Genomic DNA, 24,376 nt, shown 5'->3' with positions numbered 1-24,376 from the left:
CCCCTTTCCCGCTAGACTGATTAGAAATCTTTATTTTCTGCACTAATCATTCATCATTTTTAGCATGGGGTGACATCGATGCAAATGCAATTAGGACAATTTTTACTGCGGCGATTACATGAAGTCGGTATCGAGCATCTATTCGGTGTACCCGGCGATTTTAATCTCTCTTTCCTTGAACAAACCCTAACGCTTTCCCCCGTAAAATTTATAAATAATTGTAATGAATTGAACGCCGCTTATGCGGCAGATGGCTATGCCCGATGTAAGGGTCTAGGGGCCTTTGTCACAACATGGGGGGTGGGTGATTTAAGCGCACTTAACGGCTTGGCGGGTGCCTATGCAGAAAATATTCCAGTGATACATATTAGTGGGTTGCCGCCTCTGCATGCTGTTAATGAACGGGCATTACTCCACCACACATTGGTCGATGGTGATTACGATAATATTGGGCGTTGTGTTGCAGAGTTTACTGTTGCACAAACGCGTTTGACTCCAGCGAATGCCGTGATTGAGATAGATCGACTACTCCAATCTTGTTGGCTTGAACGGCGCCCCGTCCATCTACAATTGCCCTCTGACATTACCCATATAATGATTGAGGTCCCTGCAGAGCCCTTAACTTTGATAGAACCTAAAAGTGATCCACAGCAATTAGCTCACGTGATGTCACGCCTAAAGCGTGAATGGCAGCCTGAAAATCGTCCCGTATTTTTACTAGATAATGATGCCTTACGCTTTGGTGTCGTCGATTTTATTAAAATTATCGCCGAGAAATTGAATATCCCGTATGCCGTCCTACCCAGTGCCAAAGGGATAATACATGAAGACTCCCCACTCTACCTTGGTGTTTATGCCGGTCAAGCCAGTTTGTCTGCGGTGAGCAACGCGGTTCATCAATCACACTGCGTGATTGGGGTCGGACTACGTCTTACTGATTGTAATACGGGACTCTTTAGCCAGCGTATCGATGACGCAAAACTTGTGGCATTAAGACGCTTCGACGTGGCCATTAATGGCGCGCAATTTCCCGGGGTGATGCTCAAAGAGTTACTTGGAAAATTAGCAGCGCAGCTTGCTGAACGTGAGGCTGACACCCGCATTCCTCAATCACCCTTACCGGTATCTCATACTAGTGATCTGTCATTTTCTCAGGCCTATTTCTGGCAAGCTATTCAACGCTTTATTCAACCGGAAGACATCATTTTTGGTGAAGCGGGCACCGCACATAGCGGTGCATCAAACTTGCGGCTTCCTGCGGGGGCTCGCTATCACTCGCAGATTATCTGGGGATCTATCGGCTTTACGCTACCCGCTCTACTGGGCTCGCAGGTTGCACAACCTGCTCAACGTCATTTGCTGTTTATTGGTGATGGCTCGTTACAACTCACGGTTCAGGAACTCTCTACCCTATTACAGCATCAGCTTACGCCGATTATTTTTCTGATAAATAATCGAGGCTATACCATAGAACGACTGATTCTTGGCGAATCCTCTTCCTACAACGATGTGAACGAATGGCATTACGCTCAACTGCCCAGTGTGCTCGATAAAGGTGATAATGCCCTATCATTCATCGTGGATGATATACCTTCATTAGATCAAGCCTTGCAAGCTGCCGCAGATCCAAACCGAAATAAAGCCATCTTTATTGAAATACGCTTCTCCCCCCTAGATGCCCCACCTCAACTAAAGCAGTTCGCAAAGCGTTTTGCTGAGTACGACTACGGTAATTGTGGGCCACGTAACCCTAATCACTAGGGGTTCTTCGACTCGGCAAAGTGGTGATCACTAAACTAGCAATGATTAGCCCTATCCCCACCCAGCCTGTAGGGGATAGGCTTTCATCGAGAATCAACACGGCAAGGAGTGCCGCTACCACTGGCTCAAGTAAGGTGATTGCTGTTGCAACGCTGGCCTTAATCCGTGCCAAGCCCGCACCGTAACAGAGGTAACCCACGCACATCGGAAAGATCGCCATATAGCTGCCTACCAGCGCGTTACGCCATGACACTAACAGAGGCGCGCCGGTCACGATTAATAACGGTATTAACAACGAACCACCCAAACCGAACGTCGCGCCCATCGCCGCACGACTAATGACTCCCCTTACCATCATTCTTCTTGCGGTCCATGAGTACAAGGCATAGGTCAGTCCCGCCAGGAGGCCTAAGGCGACGCCAATAAGTAATGCCAATGAGGAGTGACGACTATTCGCTGAAGGCGCTGCATGTAATTGCGCCAGTAAACTGATCCCAACGACACCAACCAGCGCCCCGCACCACCACTGCTTAGTTAAGACGCTTTTTTCAAGGCGATTTTCAATCACAGCTGAAAATAACGGTGCGGAGCCTATGGAAATGACCGTACCCACTGCCACCCCGGCAAGATGCATTGAACTATAAAAAGCGAGTGGATAGATAGCTACCGCACAAGCACCAGAAATTAATAAACTGCGCTGTTGATTAAGTTGTGACAACGATTTAAGGATGGCAGGTAACGCTAATAATGCCTGTAATATCCCGCCAATTCCCATGGCCACACAGGCGATGGTAATCGGACTTAATTGTGGGGCTAAGCGCGCGGCCGTCCCCGTAGTCCCCCACAGTAATGCGGCGATCACGACGCAACTATTTCCGAGTGAGGTAGCGTTCATAGACTCTCCAAGCGTTGGGCGATAATCCGTTTTGCCAGTTGCAGTAACGCTGGGCGATCACTCAACCCGGCGGATACTCCCTTCCAATAAAAAATAAACTCTGATGCCAATACTCCATCGTGTTCGACGTCGATAATAGGCAGATTACTCGATCCAATGGTACAGCAGACACTAGCTGTAGAGGTCATTTTCCCCCGGCGAGATCGATAAAGCTTCCTGTTACGTAAGAGGCTTCTTCCGAAAGCAACCACGCGATGGCATAAGCAACCTCAATAGGCTGTCCCCCTCGAGCCATTGGCAATTGCGATTTTACCCGCTCAACACGATCGGCCTCCCCCCCCTCAGCATGCATATCGGTATAAATAAACCCCGGTCTAACTGCATTGACTCGAATCCCTACCGCTGCTACCTCCACACTTAGGCCCCGAGTAAAGGTATCAATCGCCCCTTTAGACGCTGCATAATCGGTATATTCGAAGGCTGAGCCTAATCTTGCTGCCGCCGATGAAACATTTACGATTGCGCCGCCACGTCCATGATATTGAGTAGACATCCTTTTGACTGCCTCACGCGCGCAGAGTATCGAACCACTGATATTTGCTTGGAAGATCTCAGATAAACGGGGAGCAGAGAGCTGTTCGACTCGCGATTGGGGTAAAAGCCGAGCAGCATTGTTGACTAATCCCGTTATGGGCCCTAAACGCTGATCAATCTGAGAAAACATCGCAAGGATCTGCCGTTCATCACTGATATCGGCGGCAATAGCGATGGCACTTCCCCCCTGCTGGCGGATAGTCTTGACTACCGCTAGCGCCTCTTCCTCGCGCTGCCGATAATTGATACAGACCTTATGCCCTCGTTCGGCCAATAACAGCGCTGTTGCCTTACCAATTCCTCTGGATCCCCCGGTAACGAGGGTGATATTTTGCTGTGCCACACGCTTTCCTCATATATGACAAATGCTTCAATCCTTCACGACTCATCAGTCATTTTCTACCCCTATCACGCCGCCTCTGTAGCGATAATAAATTGAGGTTGATAAGTCACTGGGAAATTAACTGAACGCGCAATAAAACAAACAGGATGCACATCGTCATGCAGTTTACGAGCAAGATCGAGATCAGTATTAGGTAATACGGTAATCACGGGATGCAAAGTCATTGATAGAAAGCGCCCTGCGCCACTGGGTAACACTTCACCGATTGCAGTGGGGCTATCTTGATAACCGACAACGGTCACACCGGCTGCGGAAGCGAGGTGTAAATACCACAGCATATGGCACGCCGCTAATGATGACATCAATAGATCTTCAGGATTCATCTTGGTTGGGTCGCCACCTAGTAACGGATCATTTGAACAGGCGATAACTGCTTTACCGGGCAGTGCAATATCCCAGGTACGTGCATAGCTGCGATAATGCGCGGTGCCCTCTCCCAAGTTACCGGTCCAAGTAATAGAGGTGTGATAGGTATGTTCCATAACGTCATCCATAAGAAAGAATAAAGCGTTACTGAACCAGAGTTTTAAACAGCCGTAAAGAAGTTATTTAAATAGTGAAGAGTCAGATTTTGGGGGTAAGAATATCGAAGCGCTCAGCTTCGTAAACTCCCCCAAAGATTGGATTAGTAAGGTTTTACATACATCACAGTTACCAATAATGCCGCCATGATAATACAAGGCACCACGATTACCGCCAGCAACGTGATCATCCAGAATTTACGCTTAGATTGAGACATTAGGCGTCCATTGGAAGTCGAGAATGATGGACTACAGAGTAACGTAGAACCGCAATTCTATCTAGACAAGGTCAAAAAAATAAGTGGAGACTAGGCAGAACGGCTTTGAATGGGGGATACGTAGATGATTGTTCATGTTAACCATAGGAATGAGTAATTTAGTGATAACGCCACTTCATTGGGAGAATATGGTATAGCGGCACTCATCCCTGAGTGATGGAAAATCCCTACTCTTCGACGCTATAACTTAAGCGTAGTCGGCAAATAAAAAGATGCAACATTTTTCATGTGATTAATATTACTATCACCAATGCGGTGATTCACCTGACATAATCGCTCTGCGCAACGTTTTGGTGCGTACTGCTTGAGATCCAGGTAAAGCACTTCTCTCTGGGAAAACACCTATGCCTTCCCGCTGCGAACGGGAAAAGTCATTATCATTGGCACATCCCCTTATAATAAGGCATCCAATACTCCAACATTTATGCATGACTTCGCCTAACCTGTGCAGAATAATGTAGTGAGACATTAACCGACTGAAAAATTTTTTGTTATCGAGAATAACGATTAATTCGTTCAAATAGCCAATGCTTAAGAGGCGTGCCCTACTCTATTTGTAGGAAAATTGTAAATAAAATATTAAATGTAACGTCTCGCTATGAATTTTTAACTTAAAACAAAAGGACTATTTTTGCTTTATCTGCGCAGAGACATCATTCAACAAATTAAGACAACTATTCTCGCTCTCTTTATTGCTGCGCGGCTTCTTCGCGCCGACAAATAATAGAGGCTATCGAAGCGGCAAAATAATGTTGTTAATATAATGTTACACCGCATATTTCTGATTCACCTCCAGCTGGCGTAAAAAAGAAGTTACACACAGACAGGAGGTTCAGATGGCTAATTTTACACGACGCAATTTTATGTCTTTCGCCGCAGGAGGTACTATGATGCTCGCGGCAGGGGAAGTGCTCGCTCATGATAGTAAGAATAAAACTTATCCGTTTAATCCTGATTTCCCTGGTCCCCACGACCCGATGCGAGAACAAGAAAACCAGGATTTAGTTAACCCACCCGCCACAGACAGTGGGACCTTACCTAACCTTCGTTATTCTTTCAGTGATGCCCATATTCGTCGCAGCAGTGGCGGATGGACCCGTCAAGTGACTAATCGTGAATTAGGAATTTCTAAAACCATTGCCGGCGTCGATATGCGACTTAATGCCGGTGGGATACGCGAGCTGCATTGGCATAAAGAGGGGGAATGGGCATTTATGACCTATGGCCAGGCACGGGTCACTGCATTCGACACGGACGGTGGCTGGTTTATTGATGATATCTCAGCGGGTGACCTCTGGTATTTTCCACCGGGTATACCGCATTCTATACAGGGTATCGGTAATGATGGCTGTGAATTTCTGTTGGCATTCGATGACGGAGGCTTTGATGAGGACAGCACTTTCTTACTTTCTGATTGGTTCAAACATATCCCCCCCGAAGTATTAGCCAAAAACTTTAATGTTCCTGTCTCGACATTTTCACAGTTACCCTCACCCCAAAGTGAATATATTTTTGCAGGAAAAGTGCCGGGCAATATGGCATCAGTCAGTCCCCACCAAGGAAAAAAATCAAAACACACCTTTACTCACCACATGATGCAACAGACGCCTATTACCTCCTCAGGGGGAGAAGTACGCATTACTGATTCTTCTAACTTTCCTATTTCGAAAACTATTGCCGCGGCCTTAGTAGAAATAGCACCAGGTGGAATGCGAGAACTCCATTGGCACCCAAATAATGATGAATGGCAATATTATCTTGAGGGTCAAGGGAGGATGGGGGTGTTCGCTTCATCCGGCCAAGCGCGTACTTTTGACTATCGTGCGGGCGATGTCGGTTATGTTCCCTTCGCAATGGGTCACTATATTGAAAATACTGGTACCACCCCATTACGTTTCCTAGAGCTCTTTAAAAGCGATTATTATGCTGATATTTCGCTGAATCAGTGGCTCGCCAGTACCCCTATCGAATTAGTTAAGCAACACTTGCATCTAAATGATCAATTTATGTCCGCGCTGTCTGCCCAAAAGCATGCCGTGGTCAAAAATACTCCTTAAATCTTCACGCGTATGGGCGAAAAAATCCTTCGCCCAATTCGTCTCACCCTATATGTTGATTTTAACCTCAATACCTTGAGTTACGTCATTCAGCTATTTTGTCGGGTGTACATCAGAACAGTTATACAAAATTAGAATTTTCCTAATCTTGCACTACAGTAGTTGATGAGTATCCTTTTTTAAAATGGAGTTAAAGATGGAATTACAACACGACATCAACATCACCCACCGCATCTCTTGGGGTAGCATTATTGCAGGCGTCATAACTGTGTTAGCAGTATCATTGCTACTCACCACTCTTGGTGCAAGTCTAGGCTTTTCTCTACTTTCTCCAACACAAGACGATATTGTGAACGGTGCGGATAAAGCCGTCATGATCTGGACAGTAATAGCTCTAATAATTAGTTTGGCCGCGGGTGGATTTGTCGCAGGTCGCTTGGCAGGTGCAGATGGCCTAATTCATGGTTTCCTCATTTGGGGAACGACCTTATTGGTTGCTACTGTGTTGGGTTTCTCTGCCGTGGGTGGGTTACTCAAATTAACAGGTAGCGCAGTAAGTTCCGTTGCATCCGGTGCAGGAAGCGTCGTCAGTGGAGCGGGTAAGGCCGTAGCCAATACTGCTGATTTTGGTAAGAATATTTTCGATAATTTAGGGATAGATACCCACATTAACGTCTCCGAAACTAATCAAGATGTTCTGAATGCGCTGAAGAAATCAAATATCCCCGAATTGCAGCCGCAATATCTGCAAGATCAGCTACAGCAAGCTGGGAATGATGTGTTGGATGCCGGTAAAGCGATTGCCACCCACCCCGAAAATAGCGATCAGATTATTAGCCAACTGACTGATAAACTAAAATCTCGCACCGAGACAATCAGTCAATCTGTTAACCGAGATGATGTTAAAAATGCTTTAGCACAAAATACCTCAATGACTCAGGAACAGGCAGACCAAGCGGTCGATAACTTTATCCAAGCGCGAGATAAAGCGGTACAGCAAGCAAATCAAAGCATTGATCAATTACAAAGTAAGGTTGATCAAGCTAAAGCGGAGTATGCACAATTCAAGCAAGAAGCAAAACAAAAAGCCGATACCGCAGCCAAAGCTGCAGCTAAAATCTCACTTTGGTCTTTCGTCGCCCTACTTCTTGGCGCGATTGTTAGCTCAGTAGCGGGAATGTGGGGCGTTAATACTTTACCTAATGGTAAGCGTATTAAAGCCTAAGTCTATATGCCCTAATTCTCGGATTAGGGCTTCTTCTCCCCCTACCCACTGTTTCTCCCGTCAGCAAGCTGTTCTCAATAGGCTTCCAAAAGCTTTAATCCGTAACTAAATCCATTGTATTAAGAGCCAGCCAACATCGCCTATAGTTGGTTTTCTTAGTAAATATGATGGCGGGGTATCGCCCTCTTTTACCTCAAGGTCTTGAATAGAGGTGTATGCCCCTAAATGTTGGCTAACTAGAGTCTGAGTTCAGAGAGTAGATTTAAAGTTGCCACCTATCATAAAGTTGAGCAACTTCACGAGGAGAAGAGAGTAAAATTTTAGCGATTGGTGCATGATTGAAAAGCTCGCGATATCGTTGATGACTTTTCGGGGAGTCATGGAGAATATGTTTGACCATCTCTCCTGTTGGGTGCTCTTTTTGAATGCCGATACCGCCTACTCTAGGTTTTGTTGAATAACAGCGCATTATATAACGATACAAAGCCGTAAACCGTGGAATATCAATGAGTATGATGCCCGTAGCATGGACTAACCGCGAAGGGATACATTTACCGTAATTACCGTCCATTACCCAGTTTTCACCCTCTATTGCCTTTTGATGTAATCTTAGAAACTCTTCATGAGGACGCGGTATCCATGCACTATTAGGCTGATGGTGCAATTGATCCAGATGAACGACAGGCAGCCCTGTTTTCACGCTTATCGCTCTGGCTAGCGTCGATTTACCGCTATTGGATGGGCCGACGATGCAAATACGCTTCCCAAGCTGGTCTAATGATAGAAAAGCGTTCATTCATCTCATCCTTCGAGCCATAGAGGGTTGTAGTGCTAGGGGAAATAACAGTCATTAATGTCTTAAATAACCATCAACGTTTAAAAATATATCATCCGCATACTCATCACGCAGTCAACATTAATCGAAGATAATAACGAATTAAGACCTCTACTTATGTTAGTAAGTATCATATATTAACCGATTAGATTTATCTTTTTATTGTGTGAAAAATGAAAATTGATTCTTTGTTTACTTCATCATTTATTACAATGATGCTCGTCGTTATTACCTCTCTGTTCTCCCCAACTGCTTCAGCCAACCTGATGACTCATAGCAGTGAAATGAGGTTGAAATTATCCGCTTTAGAAAAAGCCTCGCATGGTAGATTAGGTATTTACCTGATCAACGCATCAGACAGTGATTATTTTTCTTACCAAGGGAGTGATAGATTCCCGTTATGTAGTACAAGTAAAATTATGGTTACGGCCAAACTCTTGAAGGATAGTCAATCGTCGTTAAACCTATTAGATTCAACAGTAAAAATTAACAAGGTCGATTTGGTTAATTATAATCCAATAACGGGTAAGAATATCGGTAAAACAATGAGTATTGCTGAGCTCAGTAAGGCAGCCTTACAATATAGTGATAATACCGCGATGAATTTATTGCTTCAAAAAGCGGGTGGTATAAAAGCTATCAATGCATTTGCCCGTTCACTGGGAGACCACGATTTTTTATTATCCCGTAATGAACCCACTCTCAATACTACTCTTCCTGGTGATACTAGAGATACCACTACCCCGCGAGCCATGGCCAAAACACTCCATAAGCTCACCTTAGGAGACGCCTTGGAAAGCGATAAAAAAGCGCTTTTAATCAGTTGGCTGGAGGGTAATACGACGGGAGAACACAGCATTAAAGCTGGCGTTCCCACCGATTGGCGAGTAGGCGATAAAACAGGTTCTGGGGATTATGGCACTACCAACGATGTGGCAGTAATTTGGACAGATAAAAATAAGCCTCTCGTTTTAGCTATCTATTTTACTCAATACGCAAAGACCGCGATGCCCAGAAAAGATGTTCTCGCTAAGGCTGCAAAAATAGTGACTTCTTACTTAGATTAAATCACGATGTCAGTAAAGCTTGGAAAACAATTGAGGTATAAATTAGCAGGGATTCTGATAACTTTTTTGATAACCCTTAGCACGCTAACAAAAAACGGGCACTTTTCAGTACCCGCTCTTATCAATCACGCAGCGTGATTAATTACATATTAGCGATAATCGCATCACCAAACTCTGAACATTTCAGTAACTTAGCGCCTTCCATCAGACGTTCGAAATCGTAAGTTACGGTCTTATTGGCGATCGCACCTTCCATTCCTTTAACGATTAAGTCAGCCGCTTCGAACCAGCCGAGGTGACGGAGCATCATCTCAGCGGAGAGGATGACTGAACCTGGGTTCACTTTATCTTGGCCAGCATACTTCGGTGCAGTACCGTGAGTCGCTTCGAATAGCGCACATTCGTCACCGATGTTCGCGCCCGGTGCAATGCCGATACCGCCAACTTGCGCCGCCAAGGCGTCGGAGATGTAGTCACCATTGAGGTTCATACAAGCAATCACATCATATTCTGCCGGACGTAACAGGATTTGCTGTAAGAAGGCATCGGCGATGACGTCTTTGATGATAATCTCTTTACCGGTTTTCGGGTTTTTAGCCTTCATCCATGGGCCACCGTCTAACAGTTCAGCACCAAACTCTTCTTTAACCAGTTGGTATCCCCAATCCTTGAAGGCACCCTCTGTGAATTTCATGATGTTCCCTTTATGAACTAGCGTTAAAGAGTCACGGTCATTATCGATAACATACTGGAAAGCTGCACGAACAAGGCGTTTAGTCCCTTCTTCTGAACATGGCTTAACACCGATACCACATTGTTCAGGGAAACGGATCTTTTTCACGCCCATTTCAGTGCGTAAAAAGTTGATGACTTTGTCGGCTTCTTCGCTGCCCGCTTTCCACTCGATACCTGCGTAAATATCTTCTGAGTTTTCGCGGAAAATCACCATGTCGGTGTCTTCAGGGCGTTTTACCGGGCTAGGCGTTCCGGTGTAATAACGTACTGGACGTAAGCAGACATATAGGTCTAGCTCTTGGCGCAGAGCAACGTTCAGTGAACGAATACCGCCACCAACCGGAGTGGTCAAGGGTCCTTTAATCGCTACGCGGTACTCTTTGATCAGATCAAGAGTTTCTTGCGGTAACCAAACGTCTTTACCGTAAACTTCCGTCGATTTTTCGCCAGTGAAGATTTCCATCCACGAAATCTTACGCTCGCCGTTATAAGCTTTATTAACCGCTGCATCGACCACTTTTAACATCACAGGAGAGACATCAACACCAATCCCGTCCCCTTCGATATAAGGAATGACTGGGTTGTTTGGAACAGTTAATTTGCCTTGATTTAGCGTGATTTTCTGGCCTGATGCAGGAACAACTACTTTGCTTTCCATCAACCTCTCCTTCGAGCGTTTTTTGTTAATGACTTGTAATGTGTCAGGGTATGTTACGCGAAATCATCACGACTTTCCTAGAAAAAAATCATTACGATATGTCGCAGAAATCTATTTTCTAAAACTTAACCTATTGTCTGCTTTAAATAATTACTTTTATTGCCCGGCTTAAGTTGAGACTTACTTCACACTTTTGACTTTGCACATTCTCACAACAAAAGATTAACTTTTTCGCTAATCTACCCTCTCCCTACAAAAAGGGATGGCAAAAACTTACTGGAATCTCTGCTAGACATCAACTAAAAGCCTATGAAAACAAGGGTTAAATTATCTGAAGTCTAGGCTATACTGAGCAAAATAAAGCGCCGGATAACGTCATTATGAAGCCTCTTACTCGCCCACCACGCCGAAGAACACCGACTCCTCCACGACGTCGTCAAGGTCCTACCACCATCGTTCTTTTTAATAAGCCGTTTGATGTGCTGCCACAATTTTCTGACGAGTCAGGGCGCGCGACATTAAAAGATTATATTACTGTGCCAGATGTCTATGCAGCAGGTCGCTTAGATCGCGATAGCGAAGGATTACTTCTGCTGACTAACGATGGCAAATTTCAGGCTGAATTAACGCAGCCAGGGAAACGTACTCAAAAGATCTATTATGTCCAGGTAGAGGGCGATCCCAGTGATGAACACCTTGCGCCATTGAGAACCGGGGTAACCTTAAAGGATGGGCCGACTCTTCCTGCTGGCGTCGAACGCTGTGAGCCACCACAATGGTTATGGCCGCGTACCCCGCCCATTCGCGAGCGTAAAGCCATCCCTACCCAGTGGCTTAAAATTACATTATTCGAAGGGCGTAATCGGCAAGTGCGCCGCATGACCGCCCATATTGGTTTTCCGACATTACGTCTTATTCGTTATGCCATCGGCCCCTATCAGCTCGATGGACTGGCAACGGGTGAATGGCGAAAGATCGATAAAGCATCAGTATAAGGAGCGATGATGTTTACCCCGCATATTACCGTTGCCTGTGTCGTACAGGCAGAAGGAAAACTATTAGTCGTTGAAGAGCGTATCGAGGGAGCAGTGACTTGGAACCAACCCGCTGGCCACCTCGAGGCAGAGGAGAGTTTGGTCGCGGCCATGAAGCGTGAATTATGGGAAGAAACCGGGCTAAGCTTATCCCCCGAGTATCTACTTGGCGTGCACCAATGGACTGCCAACGACGGCACACCTTTTATCCGTTTCTTATTTAGTTGTGAGGTTGAAAAATGTTTGGACACAATGCCGCAAGATGATGATATCGACTGTTGCCATTGGCTGACGCCATCTGAAATCTTGCAATCATCCCAATTACGCTCTCCTTTGGTAGCGGAAAGTATCAAACTTTGGCAGACGGGGACGCGTTATCCCTTAGCCGCACTACATTGGTTTAAGCAATAATTACTCAATTATAGTTTTGGAAGAAAATTTATTTTCCTGAATGGCCTATTTTTGAGAAATAATTTCTAACACCCCTGCGTTTTACTTTATAACGTGGAAATTCATTCTCTTAGAACCTCGATATAGTGTAGACCTCTATTTGCTGAGGTTTTCGAGATGAACTCTGCCATTAAAACGCTACTCTTTATCATCGTTTCACTGACGTGGGGAACCACTTGGCTAGCAATGAAAATTGCGGGCACAACCATCCCCCCGCTCTTTGCCACAGGGTTACGCTTTCTCTGTGCAGCCCCATTGTTACTACTCGCCCTATACTACACACGATCCCCCCTATTCTTCCCTAAAGGGCAACGCATCTTCCAAGCTATTATTAGCCTCTTCTATTTTGCTATCCCTTTCACTCTGATGATCTATGGTGAAACCTGGGTAAGTTCCGGCCTAGCGTCCGTTATTTTTGCCATGATGCCGGTAGCCGTACTCTGTGCCTCGATTATCCTATTACGGGAAAAAACCAACTCGGTTCAATTACTCGGGCTAACGATTGCTTTGGTTGCATTAATTTCAGTTTTACTGCGTGAAGCTCAAGGGGCCGCTTCTGGTCAGCTCTTAGGGATTATGATGCTTATCGCGGCGGTAGTGATTCACGCTATTATGTATGCATTATGTAAAAAACGCTGCTGTGACGTCTCAGTACTCACCTTCAATGCGTTACCCTGTTTGATGGCAGGCTTACTATTAACTGTGGTCGGCTGGTTTAGCGAACATCCGGTAATAGCACACTTTTCCTCACACGCCTTACTTGCCGTCGTTTACCTTGGCGCCTTTGCAGGCGTGTTTGGTATCTTGTGTTATTTTATGCTACAAAAACGCGCCACGGCATTTCAAGCCTCCATCGTTTTCTTGATCTTTCCCATTATCGCGCTAAGTTTAGAGAATATCCTCTACGGTCGTTCACTCTCTTTCGGTTCAATTTGTTTGCTAGCCCCACTGGCTGTCGGTATCTTTTTAACCCTATTTGGTAACCAGTTAAATCAACGATTGAAAAGCAAGAGTCAATCCGTGGTGTTATCTGCACAGTTAGAGGTCAACAAGCGCCAACATCGCACATAGCGCGTAATTGTGCGCGGTAATACAGGTGCGAACTGCCTCGCTGCATGGTACACTGAGGCGTTCGAATTGATTGCCAACTTCAGTGAGTATTTATGTTTGACCAAAGTGCAAAAAAAGTCATCGTCGGAATGTCCGGGGGTGTAGATTCTTCCGTTTCAGCGTGGTTACTGATGCAACAAGGTTACCAAGTTGAAGGCCTGTTCATGAAGAACTGGGAAGAAGATGATGGTGAAGAGTATTGTACTGCCGCTGAGGATCTCGCCGACGCGCAAGCTGTCTGTGATAAATTAGGCATCAAACTGCATAAAATTAACTTTGCTGCAGAATATTGGGATAACGTATTTGAGCTTTTCTTGGAAGAGTACAAATCTGGGCGTACGCCAAACCCTGATATACTCTGTAATAAAGAGATCAAGTTTAAAGCATTCTTAGAATTTGCTGCTGAAGACTTAGGTGCTGACTATATTGCCACCGGTCATTACGTACGCCGTAAAGATGTCGAGGGTAAAAGCCAATTACTTCGTGGCCTCGATGCAAATAAAGACCAAAGCTACTTCCTTTATACTCTTAGCCATCAACAAGTGGCACAGAGTCTGTTCCCTGTCGGGGAACTTGAAAAACCGGAAGTGCGCCGTATTGCCGAAGAGCTTGATTTAGTCACCGCACGCAAAAAAGATTCTACCGGTATTTGTTTCATTGGTGAGCGCAAGTTTAAAGACTTCCTCGCGCGTTACTTACCGGCTCAACCTGGTCCTATCTTCAGTGTGGACGGCCAAGAGGTCGGAACCCACCAAGGCTTGATGTATCATACCTTGGGTCAGCGCAAAGGACTGGGAATCGGTGGGCTTAAAGAAAGTAATGACGACCCTTGGTATGTAGTTGATAAAGATGTCGCGAATAACCGACTGATTGTCGCCCAAGGGGGGGAGCACCCGCGCCTCATGTCTGTAGGGCTTATCGCTCAGCAATTACATTGGGTTGATCGTGAGACCTTAACTGAACCACTGCGTTGCACGGTGAAAACGCGTTACCGTCAAACAGATATCCCATGCCTTATCACTCCACTCGATGATGAACGTATTGAAGTACGTTTTGATGAACCTGTTGCGGCAGTCACGCCAGGGCAATCTGCCGTGTTTTATCTCGGTGAATGCTGTTTAGGCGGCGGTGTGATAGAGCAACGGCTCCCTCTTTTAGAGACGGAAAACGCGTAGTGGCAAAAAAAAATATCTACGAGATGACCCTCGCTTTTGCCGGCATCTGCCAAGCTGCGCACCTCGCGCAGCAGTTAGCGCGTCATGGTCGTTGTCCTGAAGAGGCTTATCACTGCTCATTGCGCAGCCTCACACAGCCTCTGGAGCCTACGGCGGGTGCATTGCGCTACTACGGAGGGAGCGAAGCGGCATTGCGGTTTGGCTTAGAATCTATGATTGCCGTCCTCAATACGCCTTCCCAAAAAGGGGCGCTTGCCGATATCACCCGCTACAGCTTGGGCATGATTGGCTTAGAACGTAAAGTAAGCAAAAATCGCCAAGCCCTTAGCGACCTTGAACAACGATTAGGCCAGCTTGATCGCCAGCTACAACATTTCGGTATTGATTCGTCGACCCTCGCCTCCGCTACAGCCAGTATTTATACTGATATTATTAGCCCCCTCGGGCCTCGAATCCAAATCACTGGCGAACAAGCTATCCTCCAGAACTCACCTGTTCAAAGCCGGGTACGCGCTGCGCTGCTCACTGGTGTGCGCTCGGCAATGCTGTGGCAACAACTTGGGGGCGGCCGGTGTCAACTGCTGTTCTCTCGCAGTAAGCTGGTCGATATGGCAAAATTAATTTTATCTGGCTTGCCGCACGCAGACGCGTAGCGGCAGCAATGTTTATTTTTTACTCAGGAGTTTACTGATGGAATTATCCTCACTCACCGCGGTCTCCCCTATTGATGGTCGCTACGGTGACAAAGTCAGCCCATTACGTGCAATTTTCAGCGAATTTGGTTTACTAAAATTTCGTGTAGAAGTTGAAGTACGCTGGCTCCAAAAACTTTCATCAGTGGCACAAATCGCTGAAGTTCCTTTATTTAGCGCCGACGCAAACGCTTACCTTGATAAAATTGTTGCAGAATTCTCGGTAAATGATGCAGAAACAATTAAAACGATTGAACGGACGACTAACCATGATGTGAAAGCCGTTGAATACTTCCTGAAAGATAAAGTTGCGGCGATGCCAGAATTGCATGCCGTCACCGAGTTTATTCACTTCGCTTGTACCTCAGAAGATATTAATAACCTTTCTCATGCCTTAATGCTGGAAACGGCACGCCAACAAGTCCTCCTTCCAGAGTGGCGTAAAGTTCTGAGTGCAGTTGAAGCGCTAGCCGCAGAATACCGTGATATTCCACTGCTTTCTCGTACCCATGGTCAACCTGCCACCCCGTCGACATTGGGCAAAGAGATGGCTAACGTTGCTTATCGCTTGGCTCGACAAATCGCACAACTTGAGAAATGCGAGATTCTTGGGAAAATTAATGGTGCGGTCGGAAACTATAATGCGCACCTTGCCGCCTACCCGGAAGTAGATTGGCACCACGTTAGCGAAGAGTTCGTTACCGCCTTAGGGATCCGTTGGAATCCTTATACCACTCAAATCGAGCCGCACGATTACATTGCTGAACTATTTGATTGTGTCGCCCGCTTTAATACCATCATCATCGATTTCGACCGCGATATCTGGGGTTACATTGCGTTGAACCATTTCCGTCAAAAAACCATTGCCGGCGAGATAGGTTCATCCACCATGCCTCATAAAGTCAACCCGATTGATTTTGAAAATTCTGAAGGTAACTTAGGTCTCGCTAACGCTGTACTCCAGCATTTAGCGACCAAATTACCTGTGTCACGCTGGCAGCGCGATCTGACGGACTCCACTGTATTACGTAACTTGGGTGTCGGATTGGGCTATGCACTTATCGCTTATCAGTCCACTCTGAAAGGCATCGCTAAGTTAGAAGTTAATCAAGAAAAATTATTAGCGGAACTAGATCAAAACTGGGAAGTGTTGGCTGAACCGATCCAAACGGTAATGCGCCGCTATGGTATCGAGAAGCCCTACGAGAAGCTGAAAGAGCTAACCCGTGGTAAGCGTATCGATGCCCAAGGTATGCAGCAATTTATCGATAATCTTGATCTGCCTGAAGCTGAGAAAGTACGTCTGAAAGCGATGACACCGGCTAACTATTTAGGTCGTGCTATTCAATTAACAGACGATCTGAAATAAGTTATTGGGGACTTAACCTATCCGTTTTCGTTATGTTAAGTCCCCGTTTAGACCCTGAGTGGTACTCTTATGTGTTAGTGAATACAAAGAGGATGTGCAAATGCGCGTTTTAGTGGTCGAAGATAACCCGTTATTAAGGCATCATCTAGCCGTACAGCTTCGTGAAATGGGGCATCAAGTTGATGCGGCTGAAGATGCCAATGAAGCTGACTATTTCTTGAATGAATATGTCCCCGATGTCGCATTGGTTGACCTCGGTTTACCTGACGAAGATGGAATGAGTCTTATCCAACGTTGGCGTGCACAAGAGGTTAAGCAACCGATCTTAGTTCTCACCGCACGCGAAGGCTGGCAATCCAAAGTTGCTGCATTGCAAGCTGGTGCGGATGATTATGTCACTAAACCTTTTCATATCGAGGAAGTGGCAGCGCGTTTACAAGCCCTTCTACGCCGTACCGCGGGTCATGCCTCACAAATCATCCATTACCCCCCTTTTCTCATCGACCTCTCTGGAAAAGAGCTGACGATTGATCAGCATCCGGTAAAACTCACCACCTTTGAGTACACCATCGTCGAAACGTTGATCATTAATGCGGGCAAAGTCATCAGTAAAGAATCGTTAATGCTACAACTCTATCCCGATGCGGATCTGCGTGAAGGCCATACCATTGATGTATTAATGGGGCGCTTACGGAAAAAGATGCAACAACATTATCCCCATGATGTGATCACAACATTACGTGGGCTAGGATACCGCTTCGATGCCCCATAGCACTACGCGCTCGTCACCCTTTACACTATTTTCCTTATTTCCGCTATCTTTACGCGGGCGCTTTTTGCTAGCAGCCTCTGCCCTCGTGCTCATTATTTCACTCTGTTACGGCGTCGTGGCGGTAGTCGGCTATATGATTAGTTTTGATAAGAATACTTATCAGGTGATGCGCGGTGAAAGTAATCTTTTTTTTACCCTTGCCCAATGGCGTGATAATCAACTGGTGATCGACCGCCCTGATAACTTAAAGCTGAATTTCCCTACACTGGTTTATATCTATGATGAACATGGCCGATTACTCTGGCAATTGCGCGATGTTCCTGAGATTCGACGCAGCATCTCTCAAAGCTGGCTTCATACCAACAATTTTTATGAAATTGATGCCAGTAATAAAGTCAGCGTAGCGGCGATCGGTAATAACCGTAAAGCTCAAAAGAAAATTGCAGAACTGGATAGTGATGATACTTTTACTCACTCGGTTGCTGTCAGCCGTTATGATGCTACGGCCACATTACCTGCCCTCACCATCGTAGTCGTGGATTCCATCCCACAAGAACTCCAACACAGTGAACTAGTTTGGTCATGGTTTAACTATGTCTTAGCCGCAAACTTCTTATTAGTCATCCCGCTATTGTGGCTTGCGGCTCATTGGAGCTTGAAGCCTATCGGGCAACTGTCGGCTGAGTTGAAAGCGCTGGAATCTGGACAACGGGAATCGTTGGGCGATTCACCGCCTAAAGAGCTAAAAGGATTAGTGAGCAATCTTAATTTGCTACTCAAAAGTGAACGTAAACGCAGTAGTCGTTACCACACCACACTTTCTGATCTGACGCATAGCTTGAAGACTCCCTTGGCGGTTTTACAAAGTACGCTCCGCTCACTACGTGGAGCGAAGCCAATACAGATTGAAGAAGCTGAGCCGTTGATGCTTGAACAGATAAGTCGTATTTCACAACAAGTCGGCTATTATTTACATCGAGCCAGTCTTCAGGCGGAAAATAACCTGTTAAATCGTGAGATACATGCAGTCGCTCCCCTCATTGATAGTCTCTGCGCAGCACTTAATAAGGTCTATCAAAATAAAGGGGTTGATATCACTGTCGAACTCTCTCCCGAGCTCACATTTTCAGGAAACCGTGATGACTTGGTCGAAGTAATGGGGAATGTTTTAGATAATGCCTGCAAATACTGTCTTGAATTCATTCATATCAGTGCTCGACAGGATGATACGACACTGACCTTATACATTGATGACGATGGCCCAGGTATTCCTGCCGCGCGCCGAGAGATGATTTTCCAGCGCGGACATCGTGTAGACACCTTACGACCTGGCCAAGGCATCGGTTTGTCCCTTGCGCGAGAAATCGTTGAAAACTATGCTGGGGAAATACGTGTCTCTCGCAGTCATTGGGGCGGCACACGGATGGAAATTATCTTTGCTGATCAGATGATTTGAATTCCTGTCTCATTCTTATTGCCAGACTGATATACTCTCGCAAGTTTTTTCACTCTTTGAGGGTATTATGTCTTTCGAACTCGCCATTGACTGGCCTACATTTCTCGCAACCTATTGGCAGAAAAAGCCAGTCGTCATCCGTCAAGCCTTTGCTAATTTTCAGGATCCCATCAGTCCCGATGAACTTGCTGGGTTGGCAATGGAAAATGAAGTGGATAGCCGATTAGTCAGCCAGACTGACGCCGGTTGGCAAGTTGCGCATGGACCTTTTACCGATTTTGATCACTTAACCGAAAGCCACTGGTCACTTCTCGTCCAAGCAGTTAATCACTGGCATCCTGCGGCGGCAGAGCTGATGCAACCCTTTCGGGCCTTATCTGACTGGCGAATGGATGATTTGATGATCTCTTTCTCCGTCCCTGATGGCGGCGTTGGACCTCATTTAGATCAATATGATGTATTCATCATACAGGGTGCGGGTCGTCGTCGTTGGCGAGTCGGTAATAATGATGTGATCGCTCAACATTCCCCGCATCCTGATTTGCTACAAGTGACACCCTTCGAAGCGATCATCGATGAGATCCTTGAACCCGGGGACTTAGTGTATATTCCCCCCGGCTTCCCGCATGAGGGTTATTCATTAGAAAACTCACTGAATTATTCAGTCGGTTTTCGCGCGCCATCGGGCAAAGAACTGCTAAGTGGATTCGCCGATTATGTCCTGGCACAAGAGCTCGGTAGTCGTCGTTACGAAGATCCCTCTTTGCGCCTTCGCGATAACGCTGCAACGATCTTAGATGAAGAAGCCGCTCGCCTTCGTGACATGATGAGCGGATTATTGAATTCTGAAGATTTCACGCCTTGGTTAGGTGAGTTTCTTTCCCAATCACGCCATGAATTAGATATCGCGCCTCCCCAACCGGCTTATCAAGAAGACGAAGTCCGCGACGCGTTAGAGGAAGGGGCTGCTTTACACCGTATCGGCGGGTTAAAAGTTTTACAATTAGCGTCTTACACCTTTATTAATGGTGAGCGTTTTTCCAGCCCAGACCCTCTATTCCTAAGTCTGTTAGCCGACAAGGCAGAGATTGAGGCTGAACAGTTACTTCCCTTAATTGAGAATAACAGCCTATTAACGCAGCTTACCGGATTAATTAATGCGGGTTATTGGCATTTCGGTGAAGAGGCAGAGGAAGACGAGGAATAAGGATAACGGGCAGTCAAGCATGACTGCCCTTAACGATCTCAACATTGGCTAAGAAACATCTCCACCCATGCTGGGAGTGTTTGCGAGGCTGGGCCATAATGGCCTTCAATAAACTCTTCTTTCGACGCCGTTGGCTCGAGATTAAACTCAATCGTCTCTGCACCTTGGTTTTTCGCTTCATGCACAAAACCGGCGGCTGGATAGACTTGACCCGATGTCCCCACTGCGATGAAGATATCACACTCGGCAATGGCCTGATAAATTCCTTCCATCTGTAGCGGCATTTCACCAAACCACACAACGTGTGGACGTAATGGGGCCGGGAATTGACAACAGGTGCAACGGTCGGTCGGTTGCAGATCGTCTAACCAAGTGATGACTTGTTGGCTTTGAGTACAACGCGCTTTAAGCAGCTCACCGTGCATATGGATGACATTTGCGCTACTGGCCCGCTCATGGAGATTATCGATATTTTGCGTCACGATGAGTAAATTATCGCCTAACAGGGTACCCAACTTGGCTAACGCGCGGTGCGCATTGTTGGGCATTATTTGCGGTGATTGCAACTGACGACGACGCGCATTGTAAAAATCATGAACTTGTTGCGGATCACGTTGATAACCCTCTGGTGTGGCAATATCTTCTATCGAATGATTCTCCCACAACCCGTCCGCAGCGCGGAACGTCGCTATTCCCGATTCTGCTGAAATCCCGGCCCCAGTCAATATCACGACTTTGGGCAAAGGTGTCGAAACGAGTTTCGCTATGCGTGCATCTTCGAAATAGGATTGTCGAAAGCGTTGGCGCATTTTTCGCTTGTTCTTTTTGAAACGGGCGACGCGAATACGACGACGGTTGCTGGTACGCATGAAAACTCCTGCAGAACACATTGAACATTGTGCTCGCATTCAGGCGAGCACATCTTAAATTTACTGCCCGCTTAAGACTCGCGCAGGATTAATACGACTTGCCCGACGAGCTGGATACCAGCTGGCCAGTAAACTCAACACTAAGGCACAGAATAGAACGATAACGACGTCACTCCAATGCAGCACTGAGGGTAAAAAATCGATAAAATAGATATCCCCAGAGAGGAAATGATGCCCGGTAAACGATTCAATGCCTTTAATCAGACGAGTTAAGTTTAACGCCCCTAACACGCCGAGCACGACCCCCATCACGCTACCGGTAATTCCTGCTAATAATCCATACCAGATAAATATGGCACGAATCAGACGATCTTTCGCGCCTAAAGTACGAAGCACAGCAATATCACTGCTTTTATCTTTCACGGCCATCACCAGGGTAGAGACGATATTGAAGCAGGCCACCCCAATCACCAAGATCATTGCTAGGTACATGATGGCACGGATCATCTGGATATCACGATACATATAGCCAAAATCTGAAGTCCAGTTACGAATGTAGACATAACTATGCGTCGCTTCACCGGCCGCTCGAACAATCGCTGGCGCTTGGAATGGATCTCGCATCTTCAACGCAATCCCCGTCACCGACTGATTCATATCTAAATAGTGTTGTGCATCGGTTAATGGCACTAAGGCTAAACTGTGGTCAAGCATGCCGCTCAACTGTAAGATGCCACTCACTTGTAAACGAATACGCTTAGGCTGAAGCAGTTTATTCTGCTGATCATTATTTGGGATCAGTATCGTTAGCCAGTCCCCTACCTTCAGACCGAGACTTTTTGCAATTCCACCGCCAATAATGATCTGCTGCTGCCCTGCATGAAACGAGGACCACGCATTGTTTTGGACAAATTGAGGCAAACTACTTAATTTTGTTTCTTGCTGAGGATCGACGCCTTTAACCTGAATGGCCTGTAACTTTTGCGCACTTTCAATCAATCCGGTGAAGGTAATAAAGGGGGCGGCGGCGGCAACGCCCTTTACCTGCTCAATGGGAGCCAGTAAAGATTGCCACTGCTGAAAAGGTTGGTGTACTGGAATAATCTCACCATGAGGCACGACATCCAAGATACGTTTGTTTAATTCCCGCTCGAAGCCATTCATGGCACTCAGGCCAATAATGAGTACCGCAACACCCAATGCAATCCCTGCCGTTGAGAGGACCGAAATCAACGAGACCATTCCGCCGCGACGACGGCCTCGACTAAAGCGTAGTGCCAGTAGAAAAGAGAGAGAGCCGCGCATTAACTCACCCCTTGTAAGACCGGCTGAGCATGTAAAACACCGTCACGCATTTCCATCTGACGGTCTAAGCGTTTAGCAAGCGCCAAATCGTGCGTCACCACCAGGAAGGCGGTCCCTTGGCTCTGATTCAACTCACCCAGTAGCGCGAATATCGCATCGGCATTTCGTGCATCAAGGTTCCCTGTCGGTTCATCAGCCATCACTAAACTCGGCTTATTTACTAAGGCTCGGGCGATGGCGACACGTTGGCGTTCTCCACCCGATAACTCGGAAGGACGGTGTTTACCTCGCGGGCTTAAGCCAACCGCTTTTAGCATTTCATCTGCGCGGTGAGTCGCCTCTTGGGGGGAGCACCCGCCAATTAAAAGCGGCATGGCGACATTTTCTAAAGCAGTGAAATCGGGTAACAAGTGGTGAAATTGATAGATAAAGCCAAGATGTTGATTACGCAAATCGGCTTTTGCTGACGCACTCATCGTATTGAGGGATTTCCCCTTGAAGAGTACCTCACCCGAGGTCGGTTGGTCCAAGCCACCCAATAAATGCAGCAAGGTACTTTTCCCCGAACCTGAACTACCAATAATCGAGACCAGCTCCCGTTCTGCAATACTAAAGCTAACCTGCTTCAACACTTCGGTACTGACTGCGCCTTCACGATAGGTTTTGCATAAGGCTGAACACTGTAATAAAGGTGAATTATTCATAACGTAACGCCTCAGCAGGTTGAACGGTGGCAGCTCGCCACGATGGATAAAGGGTTGCCAATAAGGCCAAGATCATCGCACTTAGGGTGATTATCACGACTTGTCCGACATGAATATCGACCGGAAGTGCCGCACCATCTAATAACAAGCCGATAACTGGTAATAAATGATTTAATTGGCTGGCCAACAGAATGCCCAGCAACGCGCCACATAACGAACCAATAATCCCGGCACTGGCACCTTGCACCATAAAGACAGTCATAATCTGCCGACGCGTTAGGCCTTGGGTTTGCAGTATCGCCACTTCACCTTGCTTCTCCATGATTAACAAGCCCAGTGAGGTGATGATATTGAAAGCAGCCACAGCCACAATAAGACTCAGCAGCAAGCCCATCATATTTTTTTCCATACGCACGGCTTGGAACAGATCACCCTTGCGCTCACGCCAATCTTTCCAGACCGATTTAGCAGGCAGCGCGTGTTGATCAATCTCATCCACCGCTAGAGGGTGGTCGAGCCATAAGCGCCAGCCGGTGATATTGCCCGCGGGATAGAGCATCACGCGCGAGGCATCTTGTTGGTTGACCAAAATTTGGTAACTGTCCACTTCACTGTTCGCCGCATAGATCCCTGCAACGGTGAAAAGGCGCTGACTCGGCATCCGTCCCATTGGCGTAAATTGACTGACCGACGGCACCATAAGCCGTAATTTATCACCGATTTGCACGCCAAGCTGATTCGCCAGTTGTGCACCGAGGATGACCTGATAGCTGCCAGCAGCAGGAATATGGCGGGGGCCTTGTTCGATATAAGGCAGTAATGGATCCTGCTCACCCGGTGCAAGACCGAGCATCACGCCTACTGACACATTATGCGAACTTTGTAGAACAACGTCGGCGGTAGTCAACGGTGCCACGCGATTGACGCCCTCAAGCTTAAGAGCCGAGGCCGGAAATTGTTGCGGATCGATACGTCCAGCGGGTTGTGACACCACGGCCTGCGGCATTAATCCTAGAATATTGCCTTCCAGCTCACGTTCAAAGCCGTTCATCACAGAGAGTACGGTGACTAATGCTAATACCCCTAAGGTAATACCAATCGCCGAGAGCCACGAAATAAACCGCCCGAATCGATCAGTAGCACGGCCACGCATGTAACGCAGACCAATAAATAAAGCGACAGGTTGATACATCTAGTCCATCCC

22 protein-coding genes and 1 pseudogene are annotated in these 24,376 nt (G+C 46.6%); 13 read left to right on the top strand and 10 right to left on the bottom strand.

The window, feature by feature from the left end:
• Positions 1-78 precede the first annotated feature (78 nt).
• Positions 79-1,761: an alpha-keto acid decarboxylase family protein gene (locus QJR74_RS06500; protein WP_304373734.1), complete on the top strand. Its 1,683-nt coding sequence runs from the start codon at positions 79-81 to the stop codon at positions 1,759-1,761.
• On the opposite strand, the gene QJR74_RS06495 is transcribed toward QJR74_RS06500, so the two are convergent.
• The 4 genes from QJR74_RS06495 to QJR74_RS06480 all read right to left on the bottom strand — a co-directional run bounded on the left by QJR74_RS06495 (position 1,751) and on the right by QJR74_RS06480 (position 4,135).
• Positions 1,751-2,656, bottom strand: a complete 906-nt coding sequence (locus QJR74_RS06495) for a DMT family transporter (protein ID WP_304373733.1) — start codon at positions 2,654-2,656, stop codon at positions 1,751-1,753. The genes QJR74_RS06500 and QJR74_RS06495 overlap by 11 nt on opposite strands.
• Positions 2,653-2,844 carry a hypothetical protein gene (locus QJR74_RS06490; protein ID WP_304373732.1) on the bottom strand — a complete coding sequence of 64 codons (192 nt, stop codon included), beginning with the start codon at positions 2,842-2,844 and terminating at the stop codon, positions 2,653-2,655. The genes QJR74_RS06495 and QJR74_RS06490 overlap by 4 nt, the downstream gene beginning before the upstream one ends.
• Positions 2,841-3,593: an SDR family oxidoreductase gene (locus tag QJR74_RS06485; protein ID WP_304373731.1), complete on the bottom strand. Its 753-nt coding sequence runs from the start codon at positions 3,591-3,593 to the stop codon at positions 2,841-2,843. Before QJR74_RS06485 ends, QJR74_RS06490 begins: the two co-directional genes overlap by 4 nt.
• Before the next feature lie 65 nt (positions 3,594-3,658).
• Positions 3,659-4,135, bottom strand: coding sequence for an OsmC family protein (locus QJR74_RS06480; RefSeq protein ID WP_304373729.1), 477 nt, complete (start codon positions 4,133-4,135; stop codon positions 3,659-3,661).
• 1,153 nt (positions 4,136-5,288) lie between these two features.
• Between QJR74_RS06480 and QJR74_RS06475 the strand changes: the two genes are divergently transcribed.
• Together QJR74_RS06475 and QJR74_RS06470 are read left to right on the top strand one after the other, a co-directional pair.
• Positions 5,289-6,509: a cupin domain-containing protein gene (locus tag QJR74_RS06475; protein WP_304373728.1), complete on the top strand. Its 1,221-nt coding sequence runs from the start codon at positions 5,289-5,291 to the stop codon at positions 6,507-6,509.
• Between the two features lie 196 nt (positions 6,510-6,705).
• The gene (locus QJR74_RS06470) at positions 6,706-7,734 is read left to right on the top strand and encodes a CAP-Gly protein (RefSeq protein ID WP_304373727.1); all 1,029 of its coding nucleotides are present in this window, start codon (positions 6,706-6,708) and stop codon (positions 7,732-7,734) included.
• Positions 7,735-7,996: 262 nt separating this feature from the next.
• Here QJR74_RS06470 and QJR74_RS06465 read toward each other — a convergent pair whose 3' ends face one another.
• Positions 7,997-8,530, bottom strand: coding sequence for an AAA family ATPase (locus tag QJR74_RS06465; protein WP_304373726.1), 534 nt, complete (start codon positions 8,528-8,530; stop codon positions 7,997-7,999).
• A 212-nt stretch (positions 8,531-8,742) separates the two neighbouring features.
• Between QJR74_RS06465 and bla the strand changes: the two genes are divergently transcribed.
• The gene (bla, locus tag QJR74_RS06460; RefSeq protein WP_441007635.1) at positions 8,743-9,636 is read left to right on the top strand and encodes a class A beta-lactamase; all 894 of its coding nucleotides are present in this window, start codon (positions 8,743-8,745) and stop codon (positions 9,634-9,636) included.
• A 142-nt stretch (positions 9,637-9,778) separates the two neighbouring features.
• Here the strand turns inward: bla and icd are convergent, their stop codons facing one another.
• Positions 9,779-11,029, bottom strand: coding sequence for an NADP-dependent isocitrate dehydrogenase (gene icd, locus QJR74_RS06455; protein ID WP_304373725.1), 1,251 nt, complete (start codon positions 11,027-11,029; stop codon positions 9,779-9,781).
• A gap of 449 nt (positions 11,030-11,478) precedes the next feature.
• Here icd and rluE point away from each other — a divergent pair.
• From rluE to QJR74_RS06410, 9 genes and pseudogenes are all read left to right on the top strand, one after another.
• Positions 11,479-12,024, top strand: a pseudogene (rluE, locus tag QJR74_RS06450) (23S rRNA pseudouridine(2457) synthase RluE); the annotation flags it as partial.
• A 9-nt stretch (positions 12,025-12,033) separates the two neighbouring features.
• Complete coding sequence (locus QJR74_RS06445; RefSeq protein WP_304373723.1) at positions 12,034-12,474, top strand: NUDIX hydrolase; 441 nt, start codon at positions 12,034-12,036, stop codon at positions 12,472-12,474.
• 156 nt (positions 12,475-12,630) lie between these two features.
• On the top strand, positions 12,631-13,584 hold the full coding sequence (locus tag QJR74_RS06440; RefSeq protein ID WP_304373722.1) for a DMT family transporter: 954 nt from the start codon (positions 12,631-12,633) through the stop codon (positions 13,582-13,584).
• A gap of 92 nt (positions 13,585-13,676) precedes the next feature.
• Positions 13,677-14,798: a tRNA 2-thiouridine(34) synthase MnmA gene (mnmA, locus tag QJR74_RS06435; RefSeq protein WP_304373721.1), complete on the top strand. Its 1,122-nt coding sequence runs from the start codon at positions 13,677-13,679 to the stop codon at positions 14,796-14,798.
• Positions 14,799-14,821: 23 nt separating this feature from the next.
• Entirely contained in the window at positions 14,822-15,451 is a 630-nt protein-coding gene (gene hflD / locus QJR74_RS06430; RefSeq protein WP_304373981.1) for a high frequency lysogenization protein HflD, read from the top strand.
• Between the two features lie 37 nt (positions 15,452-15,488).
• A complete protein-coding gene (purB, locus tag QJR74_RS06425) occupies positions 15,489-16,859 on the top strand; it encodes an adenylosuccinate lyase (protein ID WP_304373720.1) in 1,371 nt (456 codons plus the stop codon).
• Positions 16,860-16,959: 100 nt separating this feature from the next.
• Entirely contained in the window at positions 16,960-17,631 is a 672-nt protein-coding gene (gene phoP / locus QJR74_RS06420) for a two-component system response regulator PhoP (RefSeq protein WP_304373719.1), read from the top strand.
• Positions 17,621-19,087, top strand: a complete 1,467-nt coding sequence (gene phoQ / locus QJR74_RS06415) for a two-component system sensor histidine kinase PhoQ (RefSeq protein WP_304373718.1) — start codon at positions 17,621-17,623, stop codon at positions 19,085-19,087. The genes phoP and phoQ overlap by 11 nt, the downstream gene beginning before the upstream one ends.
• A gap of 67 nt (positions 19,088-19,154) precedes the next feature.
• Positions 19,155-20,294: a ribosomal protein uL16 3-hydroxylase gene (locus QJR74_RS06410; RefSeq protein WP_304373717.1), complete on the top strand. Its 1,140-nt coding sequence runs from the start codon at positions 19,155-19,157 to the stop codon at positions 20,292-20,294.
• A 38-nt stretch (positions 20,295-20,332) separates the two neighbouring features.
• On the opposite strand, the gene cobB is transcribed toward QJR74_RS06410, so the two are convergent.
• Genes cobB through lolC form a run of 4 tightly spaced genes read right to left on the bottom strand, consistent with a single transcriptional unit; the run spans position 20,333 to position 24,364 of the window.
• Positions 20,333-21,163: a Sir2 family NAD+-dependent deacetylase gene (cobB, locus tag QJR74_RS06405; RefSeq protein WP_304373716.1), complete on the bottom strand. Its 831-nt coding sequence runs from the start codon at positions 21,161-21,163 to the stop codon at positions 20,333-20,335.
• 60 nt (positions 21,164-21,223) lie between these two features.
• Complete coding sequence (gene lolE / locus QJR74_RS06400) at positions 21,224-22,468, bottom strand: lipoprotein-releasing ABC transporter permease subunit LolE (protein ID WP_304373715.1); 1,245 nt, start codon at positions 22,466-22,468, stop codon at positions 21,224-21,226.
• Positions 22,468-23,172 carry a lipoprotein-releasing ABC transporter ATP-binding protein LolD gene (lolD, locus tag QJR74_RS06395; protein WP_304373714.1) on the bottom strand — a complete coding sequence of 235 codons (705 nt, stop codon included), beginning with the start codon at positions 23,170-23,172 and terminating at the stop codon, positions 22,468-22,470. The genes lolE and lolD overlap by 1 nt, the downstream gene beginning before the upstream one ends.
• Positions 23,165-24,364 (bottom strand): lipoprotein-releasing ABC transporter permease subunit LolC, encoded by a 1,200-nt coding sequence (gene lolC, locus QJR74_RS06390; RefSeq protein ID WP_304373713.1) that lies wholly within the window; start codon positions 24,362-24,364, stop codon positions 23,165-23,167. Before lolC ends, lolD begins: the two co-directional genes overlap by 8 nt.
• Positions 24,365-24,376 lie beyond the last annotated feature (12 nt).

Origin of the sequence: Tatumella ptyseos (assembly GCF_030552895.1) — a bacterium.
In the GTDB taxonomy this organism is placed as follows: Bacteria; Pseudomonadota; Gammaproteobacteria; order Enterobacterales; family Enterobacteriaceae; genus Rosenbergiella; species Rosenbergiella ptyseos_A.
The sequence above is the reverse complement of the archived record's forward strand: the minus strand, read 5'-3'. Positions and strand labels throughout refer to the sequence as shown.